Source organism: Pseudoalteromonas sp. SG45-5 (genome assembly GCF_014164085.1).
Classification (GTDB): Bacteria; Pseudomonadota; Gammaproteobacteria; order Enterobacterales; family Alteromonadaceae; genus Pseudoalteromonas; species Pseudoalteromonas aliena.
On record NZ_JACJEM010000021.1, the window covers coordinates 39,595 to 59,137 of the forward strand.

Sequence of the window (19,543 nt, forward strand, 5' to 3'; positions counted from 1 at the left end):
GTTATGTTATGCATCTCTGGGTAAGCCTTTTTCTACAATTCTTATCAATCTGGCCGTTTTACGTAGCGCAACTCGTTGTTTATCATTTTGTTGGGCTAGTGCCCATTCAATATGCTCTAAAACCAGCGCACTGCAATGTTGACCTTTATCTTCAAGAGCGTGAATAATAGCCGGGCTAAACTCAGCATTACCTAAACCCACTGCTATATTACGTAACCAACGTTCGTGGCCAATGCGACGGATAGGGCTACCTTCAGTATTTTTTAAAAATGTAGGCTCATCCCAAGCAAATAACTCAAGTAAGTCTTTATCTTTTAATTGTGTGCGAGGGTGAAAGTCATTTTCATCAGTAATTTGGCCATATCGATTCCAAGGGCAAACTAACTGGCAATCATCGCAGCCATAAACACGATTACCTAATAATGCTCTATATTGCTCTGGAATAGGCCCCTGAAGTTCTATTGTTAAATAGGATATACATTTACGAGCATCTACTACATAGGGCTCTACAATCGCACCCGTAGGGCAAAGCGTTATACAGGCAACACATTTACCGCAGCCCTCAAAGGTGTTTTCGGCGTCTATAGGTAATGGCAAATCAATAAATAGTTCGCCTAAAAAAAACCACGACCCTGCTTCTTGATTAATTAGTAAGGAGTTTTTACCACGCCAGCCTAAACCTGCTTTTTCAGCTAACTGACGTTCAAGTACAGGGGCTGAATCTACAAAAGGCCTAAAGCCATATTCGCCAATTTCTTGTTCTATTTTTTGGCCTAATTTTTTTAATCGATTACGCATTAATTTGTGGTAATCGCGACCCAGTGCATAACGGCTTATATAGGCTTTTTCTTTATTTTTTAATGTTTTTGCAAAGCCAGCATCGGGCGGAAGGTAATTCATTTTTACCGAAATAACGCGTTGAGTGCCAGGTACAAGTTCGGCTGGTCGAGCGCGCTTCATACCATGTGCGGCCATATAATCCATCGAACCATGAAAGCCTGCATCAAGCCAGCGCTGAAGTTGTACTTCGTGCTGGCTTAAATCAATATCAGTAATACCCACTTCACTGAAGCCAAGTTCTAACCCCCAAGCTTTTATTTGTAGGGCAATTTTTTTATAGTCTAGGGTCGGGTTGCTCACACACATCACACGCTTAAATAAATAGCGGCGTAATTTAGCATATTTACTCGGGTGTGTTTATCTTTGTGGATTAAAAGTAGTTCAACCTCTAAAAAAAAACACGTTTTCATAAGTCACCGATTGTTAAAGCACAAACCGTTTTAATTGTTGTTGAGTGTGTAAGCTTAGCTGTTGGGATTGCTCACAATCTGCCGATGCAGTGTCTATTAGCTGTTTAGCATGTTCACCAAGCTCCACAATTTGCTCAACAGATTGGTGAGTTTGATTTTGTGTTTGCTCAAGTAAATGTACAGCGCTGGCTATTTGCTGTAATTGTTGCTGATTATGCTCAAACTCATTGAGCATTTTACCAAACCCATCAGACGTTGCGCTTATTGAATTTTGCGCATTGTTGGAGTGAGTAATTAATTGCTCTGACTCTTTATTTGTTTCGTTTACTAGCTCATTCATTTGAGTAATAAAATCGCTAATTTGCCTTGTTGCGCCACTTACTTTTATAGAAAGTGTGCGTACTTCATCGGCTACAACAGCAAAGCCTCTTCCAGCTTCGCCGGCTCTTGCTGCTTCTATAGCCGCGTTTAATGCTAATAAGTTGGTTTGATCTGAAAACTCTTCAACCATCTTCAAAATACTGCGAATGTTTTCGCTATTTTCTTTTAAACCCGCGATCGTATTTGAAAAATTTCCCAGCATATTGGTAATTAATTTAACTTGCTCAACAAGTGTTGAAAGCTCCTTCGCTGAGAGTTTTACAAACGCTAAATGTTCATTATTAACATTGTGTACACTGTCGGTATTACTCACGATATTTTGTAAGCTTTGAGTTATTTGCATACTAGCGTCAATAATACTGCGACTTAAATGTATTTGTTGCTCGCTTGAGTGCTGTGTATTTTGCATTGATTCGCTAACCGCTTTATTACTATCAGCACTTGCTTCAGCGCTGCAATAAGTTGTATTTAGCAACTCGCCTAAATGAGTAGTAAATGCATTGTATTGCGTGCTTAAATCTCTAAATTCGTCATATGAAAAATGAGGTAGCTTAGCGGCTAAATTACCATCTTGTTGATTGATTTTTATAAGCGTATTACGCATAGCAGTAATAGGGCGAACGATTAAAAAACGCATATAAAAAAGCGTAAACACAAAGCCTGTAACAATTACCAGCGTGAGTAACCAAAACACCCCTGTACTTTGTTGCTGCTCGCTTAAACTTTGGTATAACCAAAATAGCGTAATAGCTTGAAATAAAAATACAAAACTTAAATTACCTATAATTTTACGAGTTAACGTAAAAAAGAAGGTTTGCTCAATGTAGTTATAAATTTTCATAAAACCGTTCATTTCCATAAACCTTTGTGATTTTAATTTAGTAATAAATCATAAGTAAGGCAGTTAGCTTGTTTGTAACGATAACAGGTAAGCTTTAGTTTGCGTAGGATAGTTTGTAAAAATCCCATCTATGCCGTAATCAAGCATTAGCGCTATATCTTGTTCTTTATCGACCGTATAAGCATAAATCTTTAGCCCTCTTTTTTTTGCATCGTCAGTAAACGCTTTATTTACAAAGCTTTTGTCCACATGAACACTATAGGCGTTTAGGTCTTCAGCAAATTTAGCATAGTTGATAGGAATCGAAGACGTGAGTGCGCCTATTTTCAACCACGGTAAACGCCCCTTAAGCCAGAGTAATTGATGGTGATCAAATGACGATACTAAAACATTAGCACATGATATTTTTCTCGCACTTATGTTGTTTTCAAGTTGAGTGGCAAATTTCTCAAGTTCAAAAGCATGTTTTAGTTCAAGGTTGAGTAATGTTTTGTTGTTATTCCAATCGAATAGTTGTTGTAGTGTTGGTATTACTTCACCATTACCCGCATTTAATTTAGTTAATTCAGAGACGTGAAACTCATTTACTTTGCCTGTGCCATTTGTAGTTCTATCTAGCCATGAGTCGTGAATTAACATGTAATCATCAATGGCGCTTTGTATGTCTACTTCAATGCCATCTACGCCTATTTTTAATGCTTCCAAAATAGCGCTTTTAGTATTTTCAGGAAAATGCCCGCTTGCGCCTCTGTGTGCAAATATTTTCATTGTCGTCCTTTTCGTGTAATTGACCAAGTTTCAAAACAGGCCGCACTAACAATTAATACGCCACCAACAAGCGTCATTATTGACGGGCGTTCATGGATGATAATTATAGCTAATAGTGTGCCGTAAAGAGGTTGAAGGCAAGAAATTAACCCCGCAGTAGCGGCAGATAAATGCTTTAAACTGGCTGCAAATAATGAATGGGGTGTTGCTGTAAATATAATTCCGGCAATTAAAATTAATAATAAGTCATGGTTACTTACTTCATATACCGGTACTTCAATAAAAGCACATAACATAAGGCTGGCCACTAAAGTTTGATAAAACATCGTTTGTGGGCCGCCATATTGGCTAAAATAACGTTTATGGGTAATATTTCTTATTGAAAAAAATAGCGCCGAGACCACGCCAGTTATTACTCCGAGGGTGACATCATCACCTAAATTTGCCGTAGGCACGAGTAGGTAAATACCTAATATAACGACTGCGGCACTAATCACATCTTTAGTTTTAGGTTTACTTTTATTTACTAAAGGTTCTAAAAACACCGTAATAACTGGGTAACTAAAAAATGCGAGCATACCAATTGTTATCCCCGCCATTTGCATGCCAGCAAAGTAAGTCACCCAATGTATACCAACAGCCGCACCGAGCAATATCGCAATTAAATAATCTTTAGGCTTATTAAGTTTAATCTGTTTTTTTTGCACATTAAGTAAAATGTAAATGGCAATGCCAGCAATTGCTGCTCTATAAACGGTTATATCAAGCGCATTTAAACCAATCAGTTTTGCAAACAGAGCCGTTCCGCCAAAAAGTAATACCGCAATATGTAAGTAAAGTAAGCTTTGTTGTTGAGATTGCATTTAGATTCCTTGTCGTGCTTTTTTAGCATATTAACATCGCTTAAAAATTCTTAAGATGAATTTTTTAACATCTGACAAATGTCAGTAATGTTGGTGACAATCCACACTCATATTACTTATGTATGTTGTCATAATTGCCCTACTTAAAAGAAGGGAATTAAAATATGAGTACATTTATTTTATTCAGTTTATCTATTAGCGATTTTTTAGAGTCGCTTAGTCTTACTATTACCTATGTCGATTGCTTTATGTTTGTGTGTGTTTTTGTGTTATTTATCTTTATTAATAAAAATAATATGCCTGAGGTATTAGTATGAGCTCACTTAACACTTACTCTCAACAAAGCGATAAAGATTTTTGGAAATATGGACATTTAATTTTTACCGGCTTTTATTTACTCCCACTAATAATTAATTTTGCGAGCTTTACGGCTAACCAAATAACTATGTCTTTAGCCTTCTATATTGCTTTTATTCTTTTGTATGTAAAAGCAATAAACTGCAAAAATACAGGTGTAACTAAGTTGTTTATAGCTATGCTATTAATTTGTTTCTGGGCTACTTTTTATAACTCAGGCACGCCTACCTTATTTGGTTTTGTCGCCTATGTAGCCGGTTACACATATAGTAAACTGCAAAGATTCTATGCCGCATTAGCGATAATTCTAACTGTTTTATTAAGTGCATATATTGGTGATATAGGAAAAGTTGAGTACTTTTTAGCTGTGGCTTTGATTCTATGTGCCGCCTTATTTAGTTACGGTATTGCAGCTAAAAGAGAGAGCCGTTACAAAAAGCGTGAGCAGGAAAGTGCTAACCAATTAGAGCAGTTAGCAGCTATTGCTGAGCGCGAACGGATAGCTCGCGACTTGCACGATATTTTAGGTCACTCACTGTCATCTATTGCTTTAAAGGCTGAGCTTGCTAATAAATTAAACCAAGGTGAGCGTTACGCTCAAGCAAATAGCGAGATTGCACAAGTGGCAGATCTAGCAAGGCAATTACTTAGTGACGTAAGGAGCGCCGTAAGTGATTTAAAACAGCTTAATCTTGTAAGCCAAGTAGCACAGCTAAAACAACGATTAATAGAGCAAGACTTTAATGTTACATTTAATGTGGTTTTAAATACTTTACCCTTTAAAGTCGAGGGGTTCGCTGGTCTTATAATTAAAGAGGCAGTTACAAATCTATTGCGCCATAGCAGCACAAAAATCTGTGAAATAAATATAGAGCAAACACCGCAGCAATTACTCATAACCGTTATTGACCATGCTCCATGCAGCGCATTGAATTCGGGTAATGGCCTCAGTGGTATTAAAGAGCGAGCAGAACAATTAAATGGCAGTGCTTCATTTACCTGTGGCGATACCTTTACTTTAAATGTAATGCTGCCAATTACGGCTAAGGATTTACAATGATCAAAGTATATTTAGTGGAAGATCAGGCGCTTGTTCGTGATGCAATTGCTGCACTGTTGAGCCTTGATTTTAATATAGAGGTTATTGGGCAAGCAAGTAACGGCCAAGATGCACTCAATGCAATTAAGATGCTTGATAGTGATTTACATCCAGATGTAATTTTAACTGATATAGAAATGCCAAACATGAATGGGATAGAGCTTAGCGAGCAAATTGCAGCCAAATATCCAAAAATAAAAATGGTTATTATGACTACGTTTTCTCGCGCAGGTTATATAAGGCGTTCGATTGCCGCAGGGGCTAAAGGCTTTATTTTAAAAGAAGCACCAAGTGAAGAATTAATAAATGCCCTTAAAAAAGTAATGCAAGGTCAAAAAGTAATAGACCCAGAGCTTGCTATTAATGCATTAGATGACTCGGACCCGCTGACCGATAAAGAGCGTAAAGCGCTAAAACTCGCAAGCGATGGCCTTAAAACTAGCGAAATAGCCAAGCAGCTATTTATCAGCGAGGGCACCACACGTAATTATCTCTCAGATGCTATCGCAAAGCTTAATGCCACAAATCGAATAGATGCAGCACGTATAGCTAAACAAAAAGGATGGCTATAGAGAATAACTTTTTAAGGTGGGCGACTTTATAGCTGATCATTACAGTAATATACTTCATCAACATCTGAAGTATATTACCCATGTGAATCGAATACTATGATTTATCCTAAAGCATAATTAAGTTGTCAGCCTTTTCGAACTGCGACTCTTTATGGGTAATAATGATTACTGTTTTATTTAGTAATAACTGTTCCATTGCTTGCTCTATACAATGTCGATTTTTAGAATCGAGTGCGCTTGTGAATTCATCTAGAATAACCAGTTCTGGTTCTTGCAGTATTGCTCTGGCAATGGCAATACGTTGCTTTTGACCTCCAGATAATTGATTTCCCCGATCACTAATTGGCGTATAATAACCATTAGGTAAAAGTTCGATAAATTCATGGGCATTAGCCTTCTTACATGCATTTATAACTTTTTTCATTTGCTCTTGTGTTGGTTTTTCCCCTACATCTGGGAGTAGGTTTTCAATTATCGATGAAGAGAATAAAATAGGTTCTTGTTCCACATAAGCAATGTTGCTGCGAAAACTAGCGATAGTATGTTTATTTAACAATTTTTCCCCAATTTTTATTTCCCCGCTTGTTGGTAAATAATACCCTAATAAAAGTTTGGCTAAGGTCGATTTACCATTACCGGAAGGACCTCTAATAACTGTTTTCTCTCCTTGCTTAATATGGATATTAAGCATATTAAATACTTTCTTTTCAGGGTTGTTAGGATAAGAGAAAGCAACATTATTAAAGCTAATATTTCCCATTTCAATTGCTTGTTGACCGTCTTGTTGTTCGGCGTCTGTATCATTATTTAATAGCTCAAATAAATAGCGAGTAGCTCCCAATGAATGAACCCATTGCGCCCAAAAACCAGCTAACATATTTAAGCTTGTAAATGCCATTCCTAAATACAGCACATATGAAGCGAGCTCACCTACGGTTAACGTATTTTTTTGAATAAGATGACTGCCTAAAATTAGCATGAAAATTAGGCTACTAAAAATTAAAAAATTAAAAAAACCTTGAAAAATAGCAATAGCTGAAACGGTTTTTTTAGCACACGAAACATAATGTTGATTACTTTGATCATATCTATTTTGGCTTGCTTGAAACCAGTTATATAATTTTATTAATGTATGCCCATTTAAGTTGTCAAATGCCACTTTATTTGTTTTAGCTAAGGCTGTTTGCTCTTGATCAGATAAAGCCTCTACCTTTTTACTTAACAACTTAGTTGCAATAATAAATGTAGGAATGCAGAAGAATAGTACTGAAGAAAGTATTGCAGAGAGAGTGAACATCATCACAATGCAACCGATAGCTACAACGATAGAGCGCATTGCTTGCGCAGCACTAGTTGTGAGGACATCTTTTAAACTTTGGGTGTCTGAATTAATTCTACTGGCGAGCTCAGCCGTATTGTTTGCATCATAGTAACTGGCAGTTTTTCTTATCAGCACTTGATGTAACTTTAATCTAAAATGAGTAATTACCTCGATACCAAGGCGCTCAAATAAATAGAAACGAACAGCACTTAATAATGAAAACAGGATGACGGTAATCAATACATAAAAGTGAAAAGGTTCTAATAACGATGATGGAGCCCTTCCATCAACATAATAATTGACTAGCTTAGGTAATGTAAGCTGGATAAAAGCTGTAATTAGCATAATTAAAAAAGCAAAAAATGCTTGAAATTTAAAAGGAGCAAGGAGCTTTATTCGTTGTAAATAATGTGGATAGATCAATTTTTTTCACCCAAAATTTGTTGTTTGAAATAACGCCAATTTTCATCATCTATCATTCCTTGGCCCTCGACTTCACTATTTTCATTGATGAATAAATAGGCAGGCGAAACTTCATGAGGGTTAACTGATTTATAATCAGCGTAATTAAGCTGCCAAATTAAGCGAGTTAAAGTTGATTGAGCAAAAAAAGATCCAATGTTTTCCATTTTTTCATGCAAAAGAATATGAAGAGAAACACCATTTAATTGTGCATTAACAGCAAGCTCCTCCAGCATAGTGATTTTACTTTTACATTTGGGACAATTTGTAGCAAGAAAAATTAATGCACTTGGTATATTGATGTTTGTATAAATATGCTTTTTAGTATCCAGCTCCATAGCTTGAAGCGATGGAAATGTTTCAATATTAAAAGAGGGGGCGTCTAACTGCTCTTTAGCTCTGACAAATTTTTTCAGCATTACTATGTTTAATGAAATACTTACAAAGGTAAAAAAAGCTAAAAGTACAATAATGTATTGCCATTCTTCAGTAAGTTGCATGTTTATTCCGAATGTAAAAAAGTGCTGATAGATTTAAGGTTGATCATGAGATTAACTAGGGTTAAAGCTAAAAAAAATAAAGTGAGTATTTGTAGATTAAAGGTTTGTAATGGCGGTGCTATACACAATAGTAAGCTTGCCAAAAATAGAATTGTGTTACGAAGAAGGTCTTGCCAATCTAATACACTGCTTTGACCAAAACAATTGCACTGAATAACTTTTCCTGTCATCAAAGTGTATAGTGGAATGAAAACAAAAATGAGCATTATAAAACTGATTAATTGATATATTATCAGAGGCTTAGTAGGGAATAGTAATGTCGGGAGAATGGATAATTCACATGTGATAATAGTAAATGCGGCGAATTTACTAAAAGCTCTAGGTACCTTGAAAGATAGCTCTAACGTTGACTGAAACTCTTTAAAAATAATAGACTTTTTAATTCCTGCAAATAAAAAAGTAAAGGCTAATAACATTGCGCCGAATGTACTCAACAAAGACATTTACTTATCTTCCTCATAGGTACACCATTTGGGGTTTAGTCCAGACATATTTTTCCAGCGACTACTGCTGCTCTTTTCGCAAACTATGATTGAATCACACCAAGATTCATTTAGTTCATTACGGTTTCCACCACCGACGTACAAACTAAAAAATTCTACTAAAGGCCAAGTGGCTGCGTTTATCCTTAGATCGGTTTTAAAAGGTAAATCAAGTTTAGCTAATTGCGTACCAGTTATCGCATAATCATGACTATGATAACTGAACATTAATGTATCAATTATTTTGCTTTGTGTGGTCTTACAGTGTTGACCCGCTAGCTGTAACAGCTCTTGTGCTATTTCTTTAACTTCAAGTACTGTGCGATAGAATGTCGTTAAAGTTGGTGGGAATATGTGTTCACAGAGCATACTTAGCATATTACTTTTATCTGCAACTTCAGTATTAAACCAGTCTTTAGACATATCACTAAACAGTTTTATATCAGCACTGGATAAAGCAGCATTTTGATCTCCTTGCCCACCATGAAGATGTGGATCAATAGCAGAAAAAATAGATAAAGGAGAAAAGTAAACAGCATTAGCACTTAGCGCTAATAAAGTTCCTGATGATTGGCAGTAATGAGGTGCAATGATATTGAGATTATGGCAGTAATCATTTAGTAATAAAGCAATTCTTCGCGTCGCATTAACATCTCCGCCTCGAGTATAAAGTAAAACATTTAGGGTATTAGTAAAGCCCAATATATTTAAATGATTATATAACTGAGGTAAAAGGTCCATATCAAGGTGTGATGCAGCAATGACTAAGATTTGCTGTTCTTTGCCTAGCAGCTCACTTAATTTTGCTATCACTGGGGACGCTACATCTTGTAATTTTTGACTAAACTCAGGTGTATTCACTTACAAGCTTCCTCTAATGCTTCAATCAATGACTTCGTTATTTTTAGCTCTGGTACATTTTCTTCTACGAAACGGTATTGTCCATTTGGATTGTTTTCCAAAAAAACATATTCACCTTGAGGAGTGACAATTAGATCTAATGCTGAGTAAGTAAGTTGATAACTGTTTACGAATTCTAAACAAGCTTGTTCAATTTCTTCAGGGAGTTGATAGGCTGACATTGGCACTTGCACATTTAAATTTCTACAGTCTACTTGGCTTTCGGGGTGTAACTGTGAGTCAAGTTTTGCTGCGAACACTTTACCAGCAATAATAGTTACTCTTAACTCATATGCTTTTTCAATATATGCCTGAAATTGATTAGGTAGCAAGCGTAATGAGTCAGAATCATGAAGCATATTTTCGTCGATTAGTGTTGTCGCAACCCCTTGGCTTTGCATTTTTGGGCTTGTAATTACAGGGTCTGACATTACTTTATATACGACTTTTTTGTGCTTTAAGAAAAATGATCTAATTTCATTTGGATCATTGCTAATTATAGTATCAGGGATCTTAAAGCCTAATGTTAAGGCTCTTTGTAATTGCTCTCCCTTCCACATCGATGCACGTAAATATTTAGGATGACTTACCCAAAAGCAGTTGATGCCGTATAAAGCGCTAAATAAAGCATGTTCTGTTTCTTGATTAGAAAATTGCTCAATAGATTGTTCCATATCACTGACTAGGTAAGAAAAATTAGCTGGTTTTCGCAACCAAATAGAACCTATATTTGAAAAGTTGATATTTTGTTTTGTGTGTATATTTTCAAGGGTGGTTGAGAACTCGTTATTTCCAATCGATTGTTTTATCAGGTAGTTTTTTGGAAATTGGTCTAATTCGAGTAAAAAGTAATTTGAATTCTTACTTTTTAACACTTCAATCGCTTTTTCTACGTGATAGTCTTCACTGTGGCTTATAATCAATATTGATTTCATGTGCACTCCGATGCATTTTGAGAGGTAACCAACAGTAGGATTTTGGAGGGTTAGTTAAATATTATTATTCTTATTTATAGAAATTTATAATGTATATATTAGTTAAAGGGTTCTATAAATTAATATCGATTTGAATGAAACGACAATAAAACAGCTGATTGTCGTTTTAAATAAGTGTTAGTTTAACACCAGATACCATTGTCTTTACCATTCCAGCGATCATTGGCTCGAGCCCATGGTCCAGTGCAACCCGCTGTAGCTGCTTTATTTTCAGCTTGCCATTTTTTTTCTTGCTTTACTGTATTTTTATTTGCTGCAGCAAATGCAAACGGTTTTGTATTTTTCATAATTATTTCCTTTTGTTAGTTATGATTGACCTTCTTTAGGTCAAAAAAAACACTACACCTGTTTCTTGTTTAGGTCAATATGTATTAATGATGTTTATTTAGTTAATTTTGTGTGTGTTTGTGGGGCTGGTATTCTTTAGCCCATTTATATATTCCCACCCACTATCTCTCAGATGCTATCGCAAAGCTTAGTGCCACAAATCGAATAGATGCAGCACGTATAGCTAAACAAAAGGGATGGCTATAGATTTAAAACAAAGCATAAAACACGTGAATGCGTTTGTGCTCGTTCGAGAATAAAATAGTGGGTTTATAAGTTATAAGTAAAGTATTACTATGCTACCAATAACTATAAAAGTAACGAACAGCGCTTAAAATCAACTTAAAAAGCGTTAAAAGAGGGTTTAATGGCTAATCTAATAGAACTAACAACTAAAAACAACACCGCTATACTCACCATGAATACCGCTGAAAACCGTCACAATCCAGCGTTTTTGGCTGAGTTTAATTTACACCTTGACCACATTGAAGCAGATCAAAATATTAAGTCAGTTATTTTAACGTCTTCGAGTGACAAAAACTGGTCATTAGGTATCGACCTCGAGTGGATGTCTAACCCAAGTATTTTACCTGCAGCAATTTCCGATTTTATGGTGCAAATAGGCGACTTATTCAAGCGCATAGTTACTTTCCCTATGCCTATTATTGCTGCGTTAAACGGGCATATCTATGGTAATGGTTCTGTGCTTGCGTGTGCGTGCGATTTTAGATTTATGAAGTCAGATAAAGGCTTTTTTTGCTTCCCTGAAGTGGATGTAATGGTGCCGTTTGTACCCTCAATGTTTCCTATAATTAATAAAGCAATTTCGCAAACATTTTTTAATCGTTTAGCTATGTCGGGTGAGCGAGTCGGCGCTCTGCAGTTGCTAGACAACAAAGTGGTTGAAGCGGTGTTTACAAATAACGATGAGCTACAAGTTGGCGTGCTTGAATTTGCTCAGCAATTTAATAAAAATCGCTGGATCTATAAACAAAATAAAACACAAATGAACAAACAAATCTTACTAACAATGAAAGAAGAAGACCCAAGCTTTATTGATAATATAAGTAAAGTGCTTTGGAAAAACTTACAAAATAAATAGTTAACCTAAACTCTGGTTAAGATATTTACTAACACATTGAATTATGGTGATATTTAGATTTATTTTCTCTAGCCAGAGATTTTCAGTGAAAGCAAGGCGAATTTACGCGTCAATAGCGGGCCTATTGCAAATAAATTCAACGCAGTTAGCGCTGAAAATAGCAGCTTGAGATAGATTTATTATCCAGAGTTCAGGTTAGTTAGTAAAAGCGGTGTTAGCTAAATCCAAAACTCGTTTCACAATTAAGGACTCGTTAAGGCCCATTGCGCTAGATTTTCAGAGCAAACAGCAAGGTAAAAGTGCTTTCTTAAAAGTTTAACAGCTTTTACCTGTCTCATTTTAACTATATGGGTTAAAATACCTACATAACCAACTAACAAGATAGTGAATGTCAAACCAAGATCCAAATCTCAGTCGAGAACAAGAAAAGTACGAAAACCCAGTCCCTAGCCGTGAGTTTATACTTACTCACCTTCAAGAGCGTTCAAAGCCTGCTAACTATGCGCAATTATGTGAAGAACTAGCAGTAAATGATGACGAGCGCCAAATAGCATTTAAACGCCGCCTTCGCGCTATGGAGCGTGACGGACAGCTGTATTTCAATAAATTTAAATGCTACGCCCTGATTGACGAAGCCGGTTTAACTAAAGGCAAAGTAATAGGCCACAGAGACGGTTTCGGCTTTTTAGAAGTTGAAGGCGAGAGTAAAGATTGGTTTATTGCTAAGCACCAAATGAATATGGTGTTACATGGCGACATTGTACTTGCTAAAGGCACCAAACGTGGCTCAGGTTCAAAATGCGATGCACGTATTATAAAAGTTCTTACAAATGAGCGTGCGCCAGTTGTTGGCCGTTATTTTGTTGAGCACGGTATTGCTGTTGTAGTCGCTGAAGACCCGCGCATAACGCAAGATATAATGATTTTACCAGGCAACGAAAACGGTGCCCGCCATAACCAAATGGTGCAGGTTAAAATTACCCAAAATCCGAGTCGCAACATGAATGCGGTAGGTAAAGTTGTTGATGTACTGGGTGAGCATTTAGCCCCAGGTATGGAAATTGAAGTAGCGCTGCGTAATCACGATATTCCACACGTATGGCCAGAAGAAGTTGAAGCACAAGTTGCTCACCTAGGTGAGTTTGTTGAAGAGGCTGACAAACAAGGCCGTGTAGATTTACGTGATTTACCACTTGTAACCATTGATGGCGAAGACGCTCGCGACTTTGATGACGCCGTATATTGCGAACCTAAAAAATCAGGTGGCTGGCGCTTATGGGTTGCTATTGCCGATGTATCGCATTATGTAGGAATGAACACGCCGCTTAACAAAGAAGCAATTTTACGTGGTAACTCAGTGTATTTTCCTGAGCAAGTAATTCCGATGCTACCAAAAGTGCTTTCTAACGGATTATGTTCGCTTAATCCAAAAGTAGATCGCTTATGTATGGTTGCCGAAATGACCGTATCGAGCGCGGGCAAACTTTCGGGTTATAAGTTTTACGAAGCGATAATGAACTCGCATGCACGTTTAACTTACACCAAAGTAAATGCTATTTTACAAAACGACGAAAAACTACGCGAAGAATACTCAGCCGTAGTGCCACATTTAACTGACTTACAGCAAATGTATATGGCACTTAAAGCAGCACGCCAAGAGCGTGGTGCCATTGAGTTTGAAACCCTAGAAACACGTTTTGTATTTAACGCTCAGCGTAAAATAGAATCAATAGTGCCTGTTATTCGTAACGACGCGCACAAACTAATTGAAGAATGTATGATTTTAGCCAACGTATCGGCGGCTAAAATTCTTGAAAAGCATGAAGCGAGCGCGCTTTATCGTGTGCATGACGAACCCGACAGCGAAAAGCTAGGTAACTTTACTAAGTTTTTAGGCGAGTTAGGTATCGAAAGCACATTAAGCGACGAGCCAACACCAAAAGAAATAACCCAAGTACTAGCGCGACTAGGCGACCGCCCAGAAGCCGAGCTTATTCAAACTATGCTACTGCGTTCAATGAAGCAAGCTGTATATCAGCCAGATAACATTGGTCACTTTGGTTTAGCGTTATCGGCTTATGCGCACTTTACATCGCCAATACGTCGTTACCCAGATTTAGTCGTGCATCGTGCTATTAAAGCAGTTATAAAAGCACAAGGTCAGCAAACGTCTGGCGAATACGCGTATACCGATGATGAAGTTGATCAACTCGGTGAGCAGTGTTCTACAACCGAGCGCCGCGCCGATGATGCAACTCGTGAAGTAGCTGATTGGCTTAAATGCGAGTTTATGCAAGATCACGTAGGTGACGAGTTTAACGGTGTTATTTCATCGGTCACTAACTTTGGTTTGTTTATTCGTTTAGACGATTTACAAATTGACGGATTGATCCATGTTACTAATTTAGGTGACGAATTTTTTGCACACGATGCTGCAAAACATTGCTTGATTGGTGAGCACACCAATACTGTATATCGTCTTGGCGACAAAGTCACTGTACAGGTTGCGTCGGTTAGCTTAGACGATCGCCGTATAAACTTAACGCTTAAAGGCGATGTAGCACAAGACAGATACTCTCGTCGTCGTGCACCAAAAGGCGCAGGAAAATCTGAGCATGCACCAGCAAGCGTACGTGCACAATTAAAAGCAGGCAAAGTTCCGGGTAAAAAATCGCACAGCGATGACAAACCAAAAGGCAAAAAAAAGCCAGCGAACAAAGATAAAGGTAAGCCTGCAAATAAGTCTGCAACTAAACCCGCAGATAAAAAAGCAGCAGACACTGCCGTAAAGAAAAAACCGAAGAAGAAGGCCGTTAAAAAGCCTAAAAGACCAGGCAAAAATGCCCGTAAACGTACTAGCCCAGGAGCAGACAATACGTGAGTAATGAATTAATTTTTGGCTTTCATTCTGTTGAAGCAATTTTAGAAAGCGAACCAGAGCGTTTTGTTGAAATTTACGCCCTTAAAGGCCGTGACGACAAACGCTCAACTCCGATTATTGATGAAGCACGTAAATTTGGTATTTCAGTACAATTTATGCAGCGTAAAGCCCTTGATAGCAAATCAAAAGGTGAGCAGCATCAAGGTATTATTGCCAACGTAAAAGCAGCGCCTACGTTTAATGAAAAAGATCTCGATGCGATCATCGCCCGTGAAGATACACCGTTTTTACTTGTGCTTGATGGCATTACCGATCCGCATAACTTAGGCGCATGCCTACGTAGTGCAGACGCTGCAGGTGTTCACGCTATAATTGTACCTAAAGATCGCTCTGCAAAGCTTAACGGCACAGCACGTAAAGTAGCTTGTGGCGCAGCCGAAACAGTACCGCTTATTCAAGTGACTAACCTTGCACGTACGCTTCGCGAAATTAAAGATGCAGGCGTATGGGTTGTAGGCACTGCTGGTGAAACGGATAACCACGTATTTGATGCAAGCTTAACAGGCCCAATGGCGATTGTTATGGGCGCAGAAGGCGAGGGCATGCGCCGCTTAACGCGTGAGCATTGCGATATGCTCGTTAAAATCCCAATGGCGGGTACTGTTTCAAGCTTAAACGTATCGGTAGCCACGGGTATTTGTTTGTTTGAAGTATTACGCCAACGTAACGCAAATAACTAATACCTAATTTAAATTAAGTATTAAAAAGCCGAGATTGAAATTCAATCTCGGCTTTTTTGTATCTGTAATTTACGCTTTAACTTTGTAAGCTTTGGTAAACGGTTTAATAACAAGGCAATAATTTAGATGTGTAGTGATCTTACATAAAAAATTATTAACGCTGTTAGTGAACCATTTCTCCTATACAAAGCGCAGGTAAACGGTTTAATAACAAGGCAATAATTTAGATGTGCAGTGTTCTTACATAAAAAATTATTAACGCTGTTAGTGAACCGTTTAACCAGCTTTAAGCTTAAAAGCTATAAGTGTAGCCCATCTGTACAGTACGTGGCTTACCAGGCTGAATGCCACCGTTTGAACGGTTAGCAATGTATGTTTTATCAAACAGGTTATCAACGCTTAGGTATACTTTTTGATTTTCATCAATTAAGTATTTAGCGGCTAAATCCCACACAACGCGGCTATCAATTGCGTTTAAGCCTGACTGCGTTAAGTTCGCGTGCGCATCAGATACGTAACGTACTTGGCTGTTTACTACAAAAGCAGAAAACTCAGCACCTAACGATAACGCTACTTGGTTCTCTGGTACGTAAGGCATTGCATCGCCTTTTTCTACCGCGCCCCAAATCTCTGAATCAAAATCGTTTTTAAATTCAGAATCAGTGTAAGTGTACGTTAATTTAACTGGGAACATAGCTGCATCAGTCGCAAACGTACGGCCAGCGCTAAATTCAAAGCCTGATACTTCTACTTTACCGTAGTTGTATTGGTCGCCAATGTTGTCGTCGCTACAACCAACCGCTGCAGTACAGTTACCGTGCATGTTGTCGTAATCAGAGTAAAATGCAATAACTTCACCGCTGAAGCTATCCATATTGAAGCGAGAGCCAAACTCGATGTTTACACTTTCTTCTTCTTCTTGAACTGCATTACCCGGTGCTGCAGGTGCATAGCCTTTTTGAATGCCCGCAAGTAGTGTCACGTTTTCGTTAAGTGTGTAAGTAGCACCTAACGACGGAACTAAAATTTCGGTATCGTTCGACACATCTTTAGTTAAACCGTTGCTGCGCGTTGGATCTGATTTAGACCACTCTTCACGTGTAATAGTAATGTCTTCATAACGAAGACCCGCACTGATCACTAACGCATCAATTGTCCACTCGTCTTGAATAAACAAGGTACTTGCTTTTGCGCTATCTACACGGTTGCTATCAGAGCCTGGAACACCTTGCGATGTTAGCGTCATGCTTAAATCTTGATTTAGTGTGTATTTGTCTTGCCATTGAAAACGATCCATTTCGTCTTCGTGGTAACGTACGCCAACCGTAATGTAGTGATCGCCAGCAGGGATATGTAATTCAGACTGAACCCCTTTAGCTTGGTAATCGCGGTTGTTAGCTTTAATAGCAATATCTTCGATACCTTCGCTTGTTGGGTTTGCTTCAAATTCGCTGTATTGCGCAAGGTAGCTTTCACTTACCTTGCTGGCTTTATACCAGTTACGATGAAAATCGTTTAAGTAAGCTGTAGCTAAAAGCTCATAGCCAGCACCAAAACGATACGCGTAGTTAAGCTGGTATGCATTGTGGCGAGTGTTCATTTCATCGTTTTGTGATGCAGCATAACGACGATAAGGACTCTCTTGATAGTCTTCGTCTGTTAAGCCCATGTATGTTTCGTCTGATGTTTCGTCAGAGTACTTAATTTTTAGCTCTAAATTATGCGCATCGTTTTGACCAAATGTGTGGCCAAATTTTAATAGTAAATCTGTTTTTTCAAAGCCGGTGTTGTCATTGCCTACTGGCAGCTCTTTAAAGCCGTCTGCGCCGTAAGTAAATACTTCAATTAAACCTGCTGTGTTGTTTTTTTCTTTACCAAAGTAAGCGTGACCTTTGTAGTAGCCGTCGCTACCAAGGGCTGCATCTACCATACCTTTTGAGCTATTTGGTTCAGTAGGTAGGCTGCGTGAAAGTAAGTTTAAAACACCGCCCGTAGTACGAGGGCCATACTTAACAGAAGCCGCACCTTTTAATACTTCGATAGATTCCATACGACCCATAGTAGGGAAGTAGTAAGCAGAAGGGGCAGAGTAAGGCGCAGGTGCAACTAGTACACCGTCTTCCATTACAGAAATTTTATCGTTACGGCCAGTACCTGTACCGCGCATACCAATGTTAGGGCGAAGACCGTAGCCGTCTTCTTCTTGCACGTAAACGCCCGGAACAGAGGCTAAAACGCGAGAAATATCGGTGAATTCAAATTTTTGCAGTTCTTCGTCAGAAATAAACGTAGCCGAACCTGGAATATCGTTAATTGCTTGTTGTGAACCAATAACGGTAATTTGTTCAAAGCGTTGTTCTTTATCGCTGGTGTCTTTTGCTATTGCAGTAGCACTAAAAGACAAAGCAACCGCAGCTGCTAGGGTAGATACTAAAAATTTAGGGTTCATTATGTTCCTAATCATGTCAATTATCGAAATTGACGTAATTTGAACACGTTAACGAATACGAATCAATGTTATTAAGTATTTAATGATTCAGTTTTTTAGAACTAAAAACATCTTCTTATGCAACTTAGTTAACTAAATTATATTAATTTACCAAAACTCTGGTTAAGGTATTTACTAACATAGTTAGCCTATTGCAAGTAAATTTAACGCAGTTAGCGCTGAAATAGCTGCTTGAGATAGATTTATTATTTAGAGTTCAGGTTAGTTATAACGGCTCAACTAATTGAGTACTTACTTTAACCTAAACGCAGGGCTATAAATTCAGCGAGTTTATCAACCGCATTTTCCGACTCTCCGGCACTTTTAACTAAACTTATGCCAATATCGCCAAGGGCAGGTAAGTGTTTAGTTTGCACCTGATAGTTAAGCTCGCTGGGTACGGTACTTTTAGCAAGAACGGTAATGCCAAGTCCTTCTTTGAGCGCTGCAATAAGGCCGGTTAAATCGGCATTGCTATAAACAATACGGTATTTTATGCCGGCACTTTTTAATGCATCAATTGCGCGGCGACGATAAATACACCCCTCTGGCGCCGTAACTAAAGTAACTACTTCATTTTGAGCCAGCGATAAGTCGCCCACCCATACGAGTTTGTCTTGCATAAAAATCGGGAATTTTTCAGAGCTGAGCCGCTCATTAAGGGCGAGGACTAGATCAAATTGATCTTGGCGAGAAGCCGAAAGCAAATGCTTACTCAAACGCGATTTAACTTCTAAAGACACCTCAGGGTAGAGCGCCACAAAATCGCCAATAATGGAAGGCAAAATACGCGCAGCAAATTCGCTAGGAATACCCAAACGCACTCTACCGGCAATATTTTCGGAGGTAAATTGCTGCAAAATAGCATCGTTGTATTGCATCATTTGCTTTGCCATCGGCAGTAATAGCTCGCCGTACTGGTTAAGTACTTGGCGCTGGCCTTGTTTTTTAAATAACTTATATCCAAGCACATCTTCCAAGCGCTTTATTTGCAAGCTTACTGCCGGTTGCGACAAACCCAATAAATCGCCAGCTTTAGCAAAGCCGCTTACCTCAACGACCATAACAAAGGTGCGTAAACTGTCGGTTGATATATTTTTCATATTTAAAATTACAATTTATGTCGCCATATATATAAGTATTATTTATCAATT

The 19,543-nt window shown here is 38.1% G+C and carries 18 protein-coding genes and 1 pseudogene; 7 read left to right on the forward strand and 12 right to left on the reverse strand.

The window, feature by feature from the left end; all coding sequences use genetic code 11:
* Nucleotides 1-6: 6 nt before the first annotated feature.
* The 4 genes from queG to H5119_RS08785 all read right to left on the reverse strand — a co-directional run bounded on the left by queG (nucleotide 7) and on the right by H5119_RS08785 (nucleotide 4,103).
* Complete coding sequence (gene queG, locus H5119_RS08770; protein WP_220492871.1) at nucleotides 7-1,146, reverse strand: tRNA epoxyqueuosine(34) reductase QueG; 1,140 nt, start codon at nucleotides 1,144-1,146, stop codon at nucleotides 7-9.
* Nucleotides 1,147-1,263: 117 nt separating this feature from the next.
* A complete protein-coding gene (locus H5119_RS08775) occupies nucleotides 1,264-2,484 on the reverse strand; it encodes a methyl-accepting chemotaxis protein (RefSeq protein WP_182701945.1) in 1,221 nt (406 codons plus the stop codon).
* 51 nt (nucleotides 2,485-2,535) lie between these two features.
* Nucleotides 2,536-3,240 carry a glycerophosphodiester phosphodiesterase family protein gene (locus H5119_RS08780; protein ID WP_138586081.1) on the reverse strand — a complete coding sequence of 235 codons (705 nt, stop codon included), beginning with the start codon at nucleotides 3,238-3,240 and terminating at the stop codon, nucleotides 2,536-2,538.
* Nucleotides 3,237-4,103 carry a DMT family transporter gene (locus tag H5119_RS08785; protein ID WP_182701946.1) on the reverse strand — a complete coding sequence of 289 codons (867 nt, stop codon included), beginning with the start codon at nucleotides 4,101-4,103 and terminating at the stop codon, nucleotides 3,237-3,239. Before H5119_RS08785 ends, H5119_RS08780 begins: the two co-directional genes overlap by 4 nt.
* 164 nt (nucleotides 4,104-4,267) lie before the next feature.
* On the opposite strand from H5119_RS08785, the gene H5119_RS08790 reads away from it, so the two are divergent.
* Genes H5119_RS08790 through H5119_RS08800 form a run of 3 tightly spaced genes read left to right on the forward strand, consistent with a single transcriptional unit; the run spans nucleotide 4,268 to nucleotide 6,131 of the window.
* Nucleotides 4,268-4,420 (forward strand): hypothetical protein, encoded by a 153-nt coding sequence (locus tag H5119_RS08790; RefSeq protein WP_182701947.1) that lies wholly within the window; start codon nucleotides 4,268-4,270, stop codon nucleotides 4,418-4,420.
* Nucleotides 4,417-5,520 (forward strand): sensor histidine kinase, encoded by a 1,104-nt coding sequence (locus tag H5119_RS08795; protein ID WP_182701948.1) that lies wholly within the window; start codon nucleotides 4,417-4,419, stop codon nucleotides 5,518-5,520. The genes H5119_RS08790 and H5119_RS08795 overlap by 4 nt, the downstream gene beginning before the upstream one ends.
* Complete coding sequence (locus tag H5119_RS08800; protein WP_077535951.1) at nucleotides 5,517-6,131, forward strand: DNA-binding response regulator; 615 nt, start codon at nucleotides 5,517-5,519, stop codon at nucleotides 6,129-6,131. The genes H5119_RS08795 and H5119_RS08800 overlap by 4 nt, the downstream gene beginning before the upstream one ends.
* 106 nt (nucleotides 6,132-6,237) lie before the next feature.
* Here the strand turns inward: H5119_RS08800 and H5119_RS08805 are convergent, their stop codons facing one another.
* The 6 genes from H5119_RS08805 to H5119_RS08825 all read right to left on the reverse strand — a co-directional run bounded on the left by H5119_RS08805 (nucleotide 6,238) and on the right by H5119_RS08825 (nucleotide 11,138).
* Nucleotides 6,238-7,875 (reverse strand): ABC transporter ATP-binding protein, encoded by a 1,638-nt coding sequence (locus H5119_RS08805; protein WP_182701949.1) that lies wholly within the window; start codon nucleotides 7,873-7,875, stop codon nucleotides 6,238-6,240.
* Nucleotides 7,872-8,414 (reverse strand): hypothetical protein, encoded by a 543-nt coding sequence (locus H5119_RS08810; RefSeq protein WP_182701950.1) that lies wholly within the window; start codon nucleotides 8,412-8,414, stop codon nucleotides 7,872-7,874. Before H5119_RS08810 ends, H5119_RS08805 begins: the two co-directional genes overlap by 4 nt.
* A 2-nt stretch (nucleotides 8,415-8,416) precedes the next feature.
* Nucleotides 8,417-8,917 (reverse strand): MauE/DoxX family redox-associated membrane protein, encoded by a 501-nt coding sequence (locus H5119_RS20775; protein ID WP_404936395.1) that lies wholly within the window; start codon nucleotides 8,915-8,917, stop codon nucleotides 8,417-8,419.
* Nucleotides 8,918-9,817, reverse strand: coding sequence for an SDH family Clp fold serine proteinase (locus H5119_RS08815; RefSeq protein ID WP_182701951.1), 900 nt, complete (start codon nucleotides 9,815-9,817; stop codon nucleotides 8,918-8,920).
* The gene (locus H5119_RS08820) at nucleotides 9,814-10,791 is read right to left on the reverse strand and encodes an MvdC/MvdD family ATP grasp protein (RefSeq protein ID WP_182701952.1); all 978 of its coding nucleotides are present in this window, start codon (nucleotides 10,789-10,791) and stop codon (nucleotides 9,814-9,816) included. The genes H5119_RS08815 and H5119_RS08820 overlap by 4 nt, the downstream gene beginning before the upstream one ends.
* 182 nt (nucleotides 10,792-10,973) lie before the next feature.
* Nucleotides 10,974-11,138, reverse strand: a complete 165-nt coding sequence (locus tag H5119_RS08825; RefSeq protein WP_182701953.1) for a hypothetical protein — start codon at nucleotides 11,136-11,138, stop codon at nucleotides 10,974-10,976.
* Nucleotides 11,139-11,298: 160 nt separating this feature from the next.
* Here H5119_RS08825 and H5119_RS08830 point away from each other — a divergent pair.
* The 4 genes and pseudogenes from H5119_RS08830 to rlmB all read left to right on the forward strand — a co-directional run.
* Nucleotides 11,299-11,385: pseudogene (locus tag H5119_RS08830) on the forward strand (DNA-binding response regulator); the annotation flags it as partial.
* A gap of 160 nt (nucleotides 11,386-11,545) precedes the next feature.
* Nucleotides 11,546-12,280, forward strand: a complete 735-nt coding sequence (locus H5119_RS08835) for an enoyl-CoA hydratase/isomerase family protein (RefSeq protein ID WP_182701954.1) — start codon at nucleotides 11,546-11,548, stop codon at nucleotides 12,278-12,280.
* Between the two features lie 388 nt (nucleotides 12,281-12,668).
* Nucleotides 12,669-15,161 carry a ribonuclease R gene (gene rnr, locus H5119_RS08840; protein ID WP_182701955.1) on the forward strand — a complete coding sequence of 831 codons (2,493 nt, stop codon included), beginning with the start codon at nucleotides 12,669-12,671 and terminating at the stop codon, nucleotides 15,159-15,161.
* Complete coding sequence (rlmB, locus tag H5119_RS08845) at nucleotides 15,158-15,901, forward strand: 23S rRNA (guanosine(2251)-2'-O)-methyltransferase RlmB (protein WP_007378377.1); 744 nt, start codon at nucleotides 15,158-15,160, stop codon at nucleotides 15,899-15,901. Before rnr ends, rlmB begins: the two co-directional genes overlap by 4 nt.
* Nucleotides 15,902-16,193: 292 nt before the next feature.
* On the opposite strand, the gene H5119_RS08850 is transcribed toward rlmB, so the two are convergent.
* Together H5119_RS08850 and H5119_RS08855 are read right to left on the reverse strand one after the other, a co-directional pair.
* Nucleotides 16,194-18,350 carry a TonB-dependent receptor domain-containing protein gene (locus tag H5119_RS08850; RefSeq protein ID WP_182701956.1) on the reverse strand — a complete coding sequence of 719 codons (2,157 nt, stop codon included), beginning with the start codon at nucleotides 18,348-18,350 and terminating at the stop codon, nucleotides 16,194-16,196.
* A 296-nt stretch (nucleotides 18,351-18,646) separates the two neighbouring features.
* Complete coding sequence (locus H5119_RS08855; RefSeq protein WP_182701957.1) at nucleotides 18,647-19,492, reverse strand: LysR family transcriptional regulator; 846 nt, start codon at nucleotides 19,490-19,492, stop codon at nucleotides 18,647-18,649.
* Between the last annotated feature and the right edge of the window lie 51 nt (nucleotides 19,493-19,543).

Coding starts and splice junctions, on each gene's coding strand:
- queG (WP_220492871.1), bottom strand. CDS start 1,146: ATGTGTGTGAGCAACCCGACCCTAGACTATAAAAAAATTGCCCTACAA.
- H5119_RS08775 (WP_182701945.1), bottom strand. CDS start 2,484: ATGAACGGTTTTATGAAAATTTATAACTACATTGAGCAAACCTTCTTT.
- H5119_RS08780 (WP_138586081.1), bottom strand. CDS start 3,240: ATGAAAATATTTGCACACAGAGGCGCAAGCGGGCATTTTCCTGAAAAT.
- H5119_RS08785 (WP_182701946.1), bottom strand. CDS start 4,103: ATGCAATCTCAACAACAAAGCTTACTTTACTTACATATTGCGGTATTA.
- H5119_RS08790 (WP_182701947.1), top strand. CDS start 4,268: ATGAGTACATTTATTTTATTCAGTTTATCTATTAGCGATTTTTTAGAG.
- H5119_RS08795 (WP_182701948.1), top strand. CDS start 4,417: ATGAGCTCACTTAACACTTACTCTCAACAAAGCGATAAAGATTTTTGG.
- H5119_RS08800 (WP_077535951.1), top strand. CDS start 5,517: ATGATCAAAGTATATTTAGTGGAAGATCAGGCGCTTGTTCGTGATGCA.
- H5119_RS08810 (WP_182701950.1), bottom strand. CDS start 8,414: ATGCAACTTACTGAAGAATGGCAATACATTATTGTACTTTTAGCTTTT.
- H5119_RS20775 (WP_404936395.1), bottom strand. CDS start 8,917: ATGTCTTTGTTGAGTACATTCGGCGCAATGTTATTAGCCTTTACTTTT.
- H5119_RS08820 (WP_182701952.1), bottom strand. CDS start 10,791: ATGAAATCAATATTGATTATAAGCCACAGTGAAGACTATCACGTAGAA.
- H5119_RS08825 (WP_182701953.1), bottom strand. CDS start 11,138: ATGAAAAATACAAAACCGTTTGCATTTGCTGCAGCAAATAAAAATACA.
- H5119_RS08835 (WP_182701954.1), top strand. CDS start 11,546: ATGGCTAATCTAATAGAACTAACAACTAAAAACAACACCGCTATACTC.
- rnr (WP_182701955.1), top strand. CDS start 12,669: ATGTCAAACCAAGATCCAAATCTCAGTCGAGAACAAGAAAAGTACGAA.
- H5119_RS08850 (WP_182701956.1), bottom strand. CDS start 18,350: ATGAACCCTAAATTTTTAGTATCTACCCTAGCAGCTGCGGTTGCTTTG.
- H5119_RS08855 (WP_182701957.1), bottom strand. CDS start 19,492: ATGAAAAATATATCAACCGACAGTTTACGCACCTTTGTTATGGTCGTT.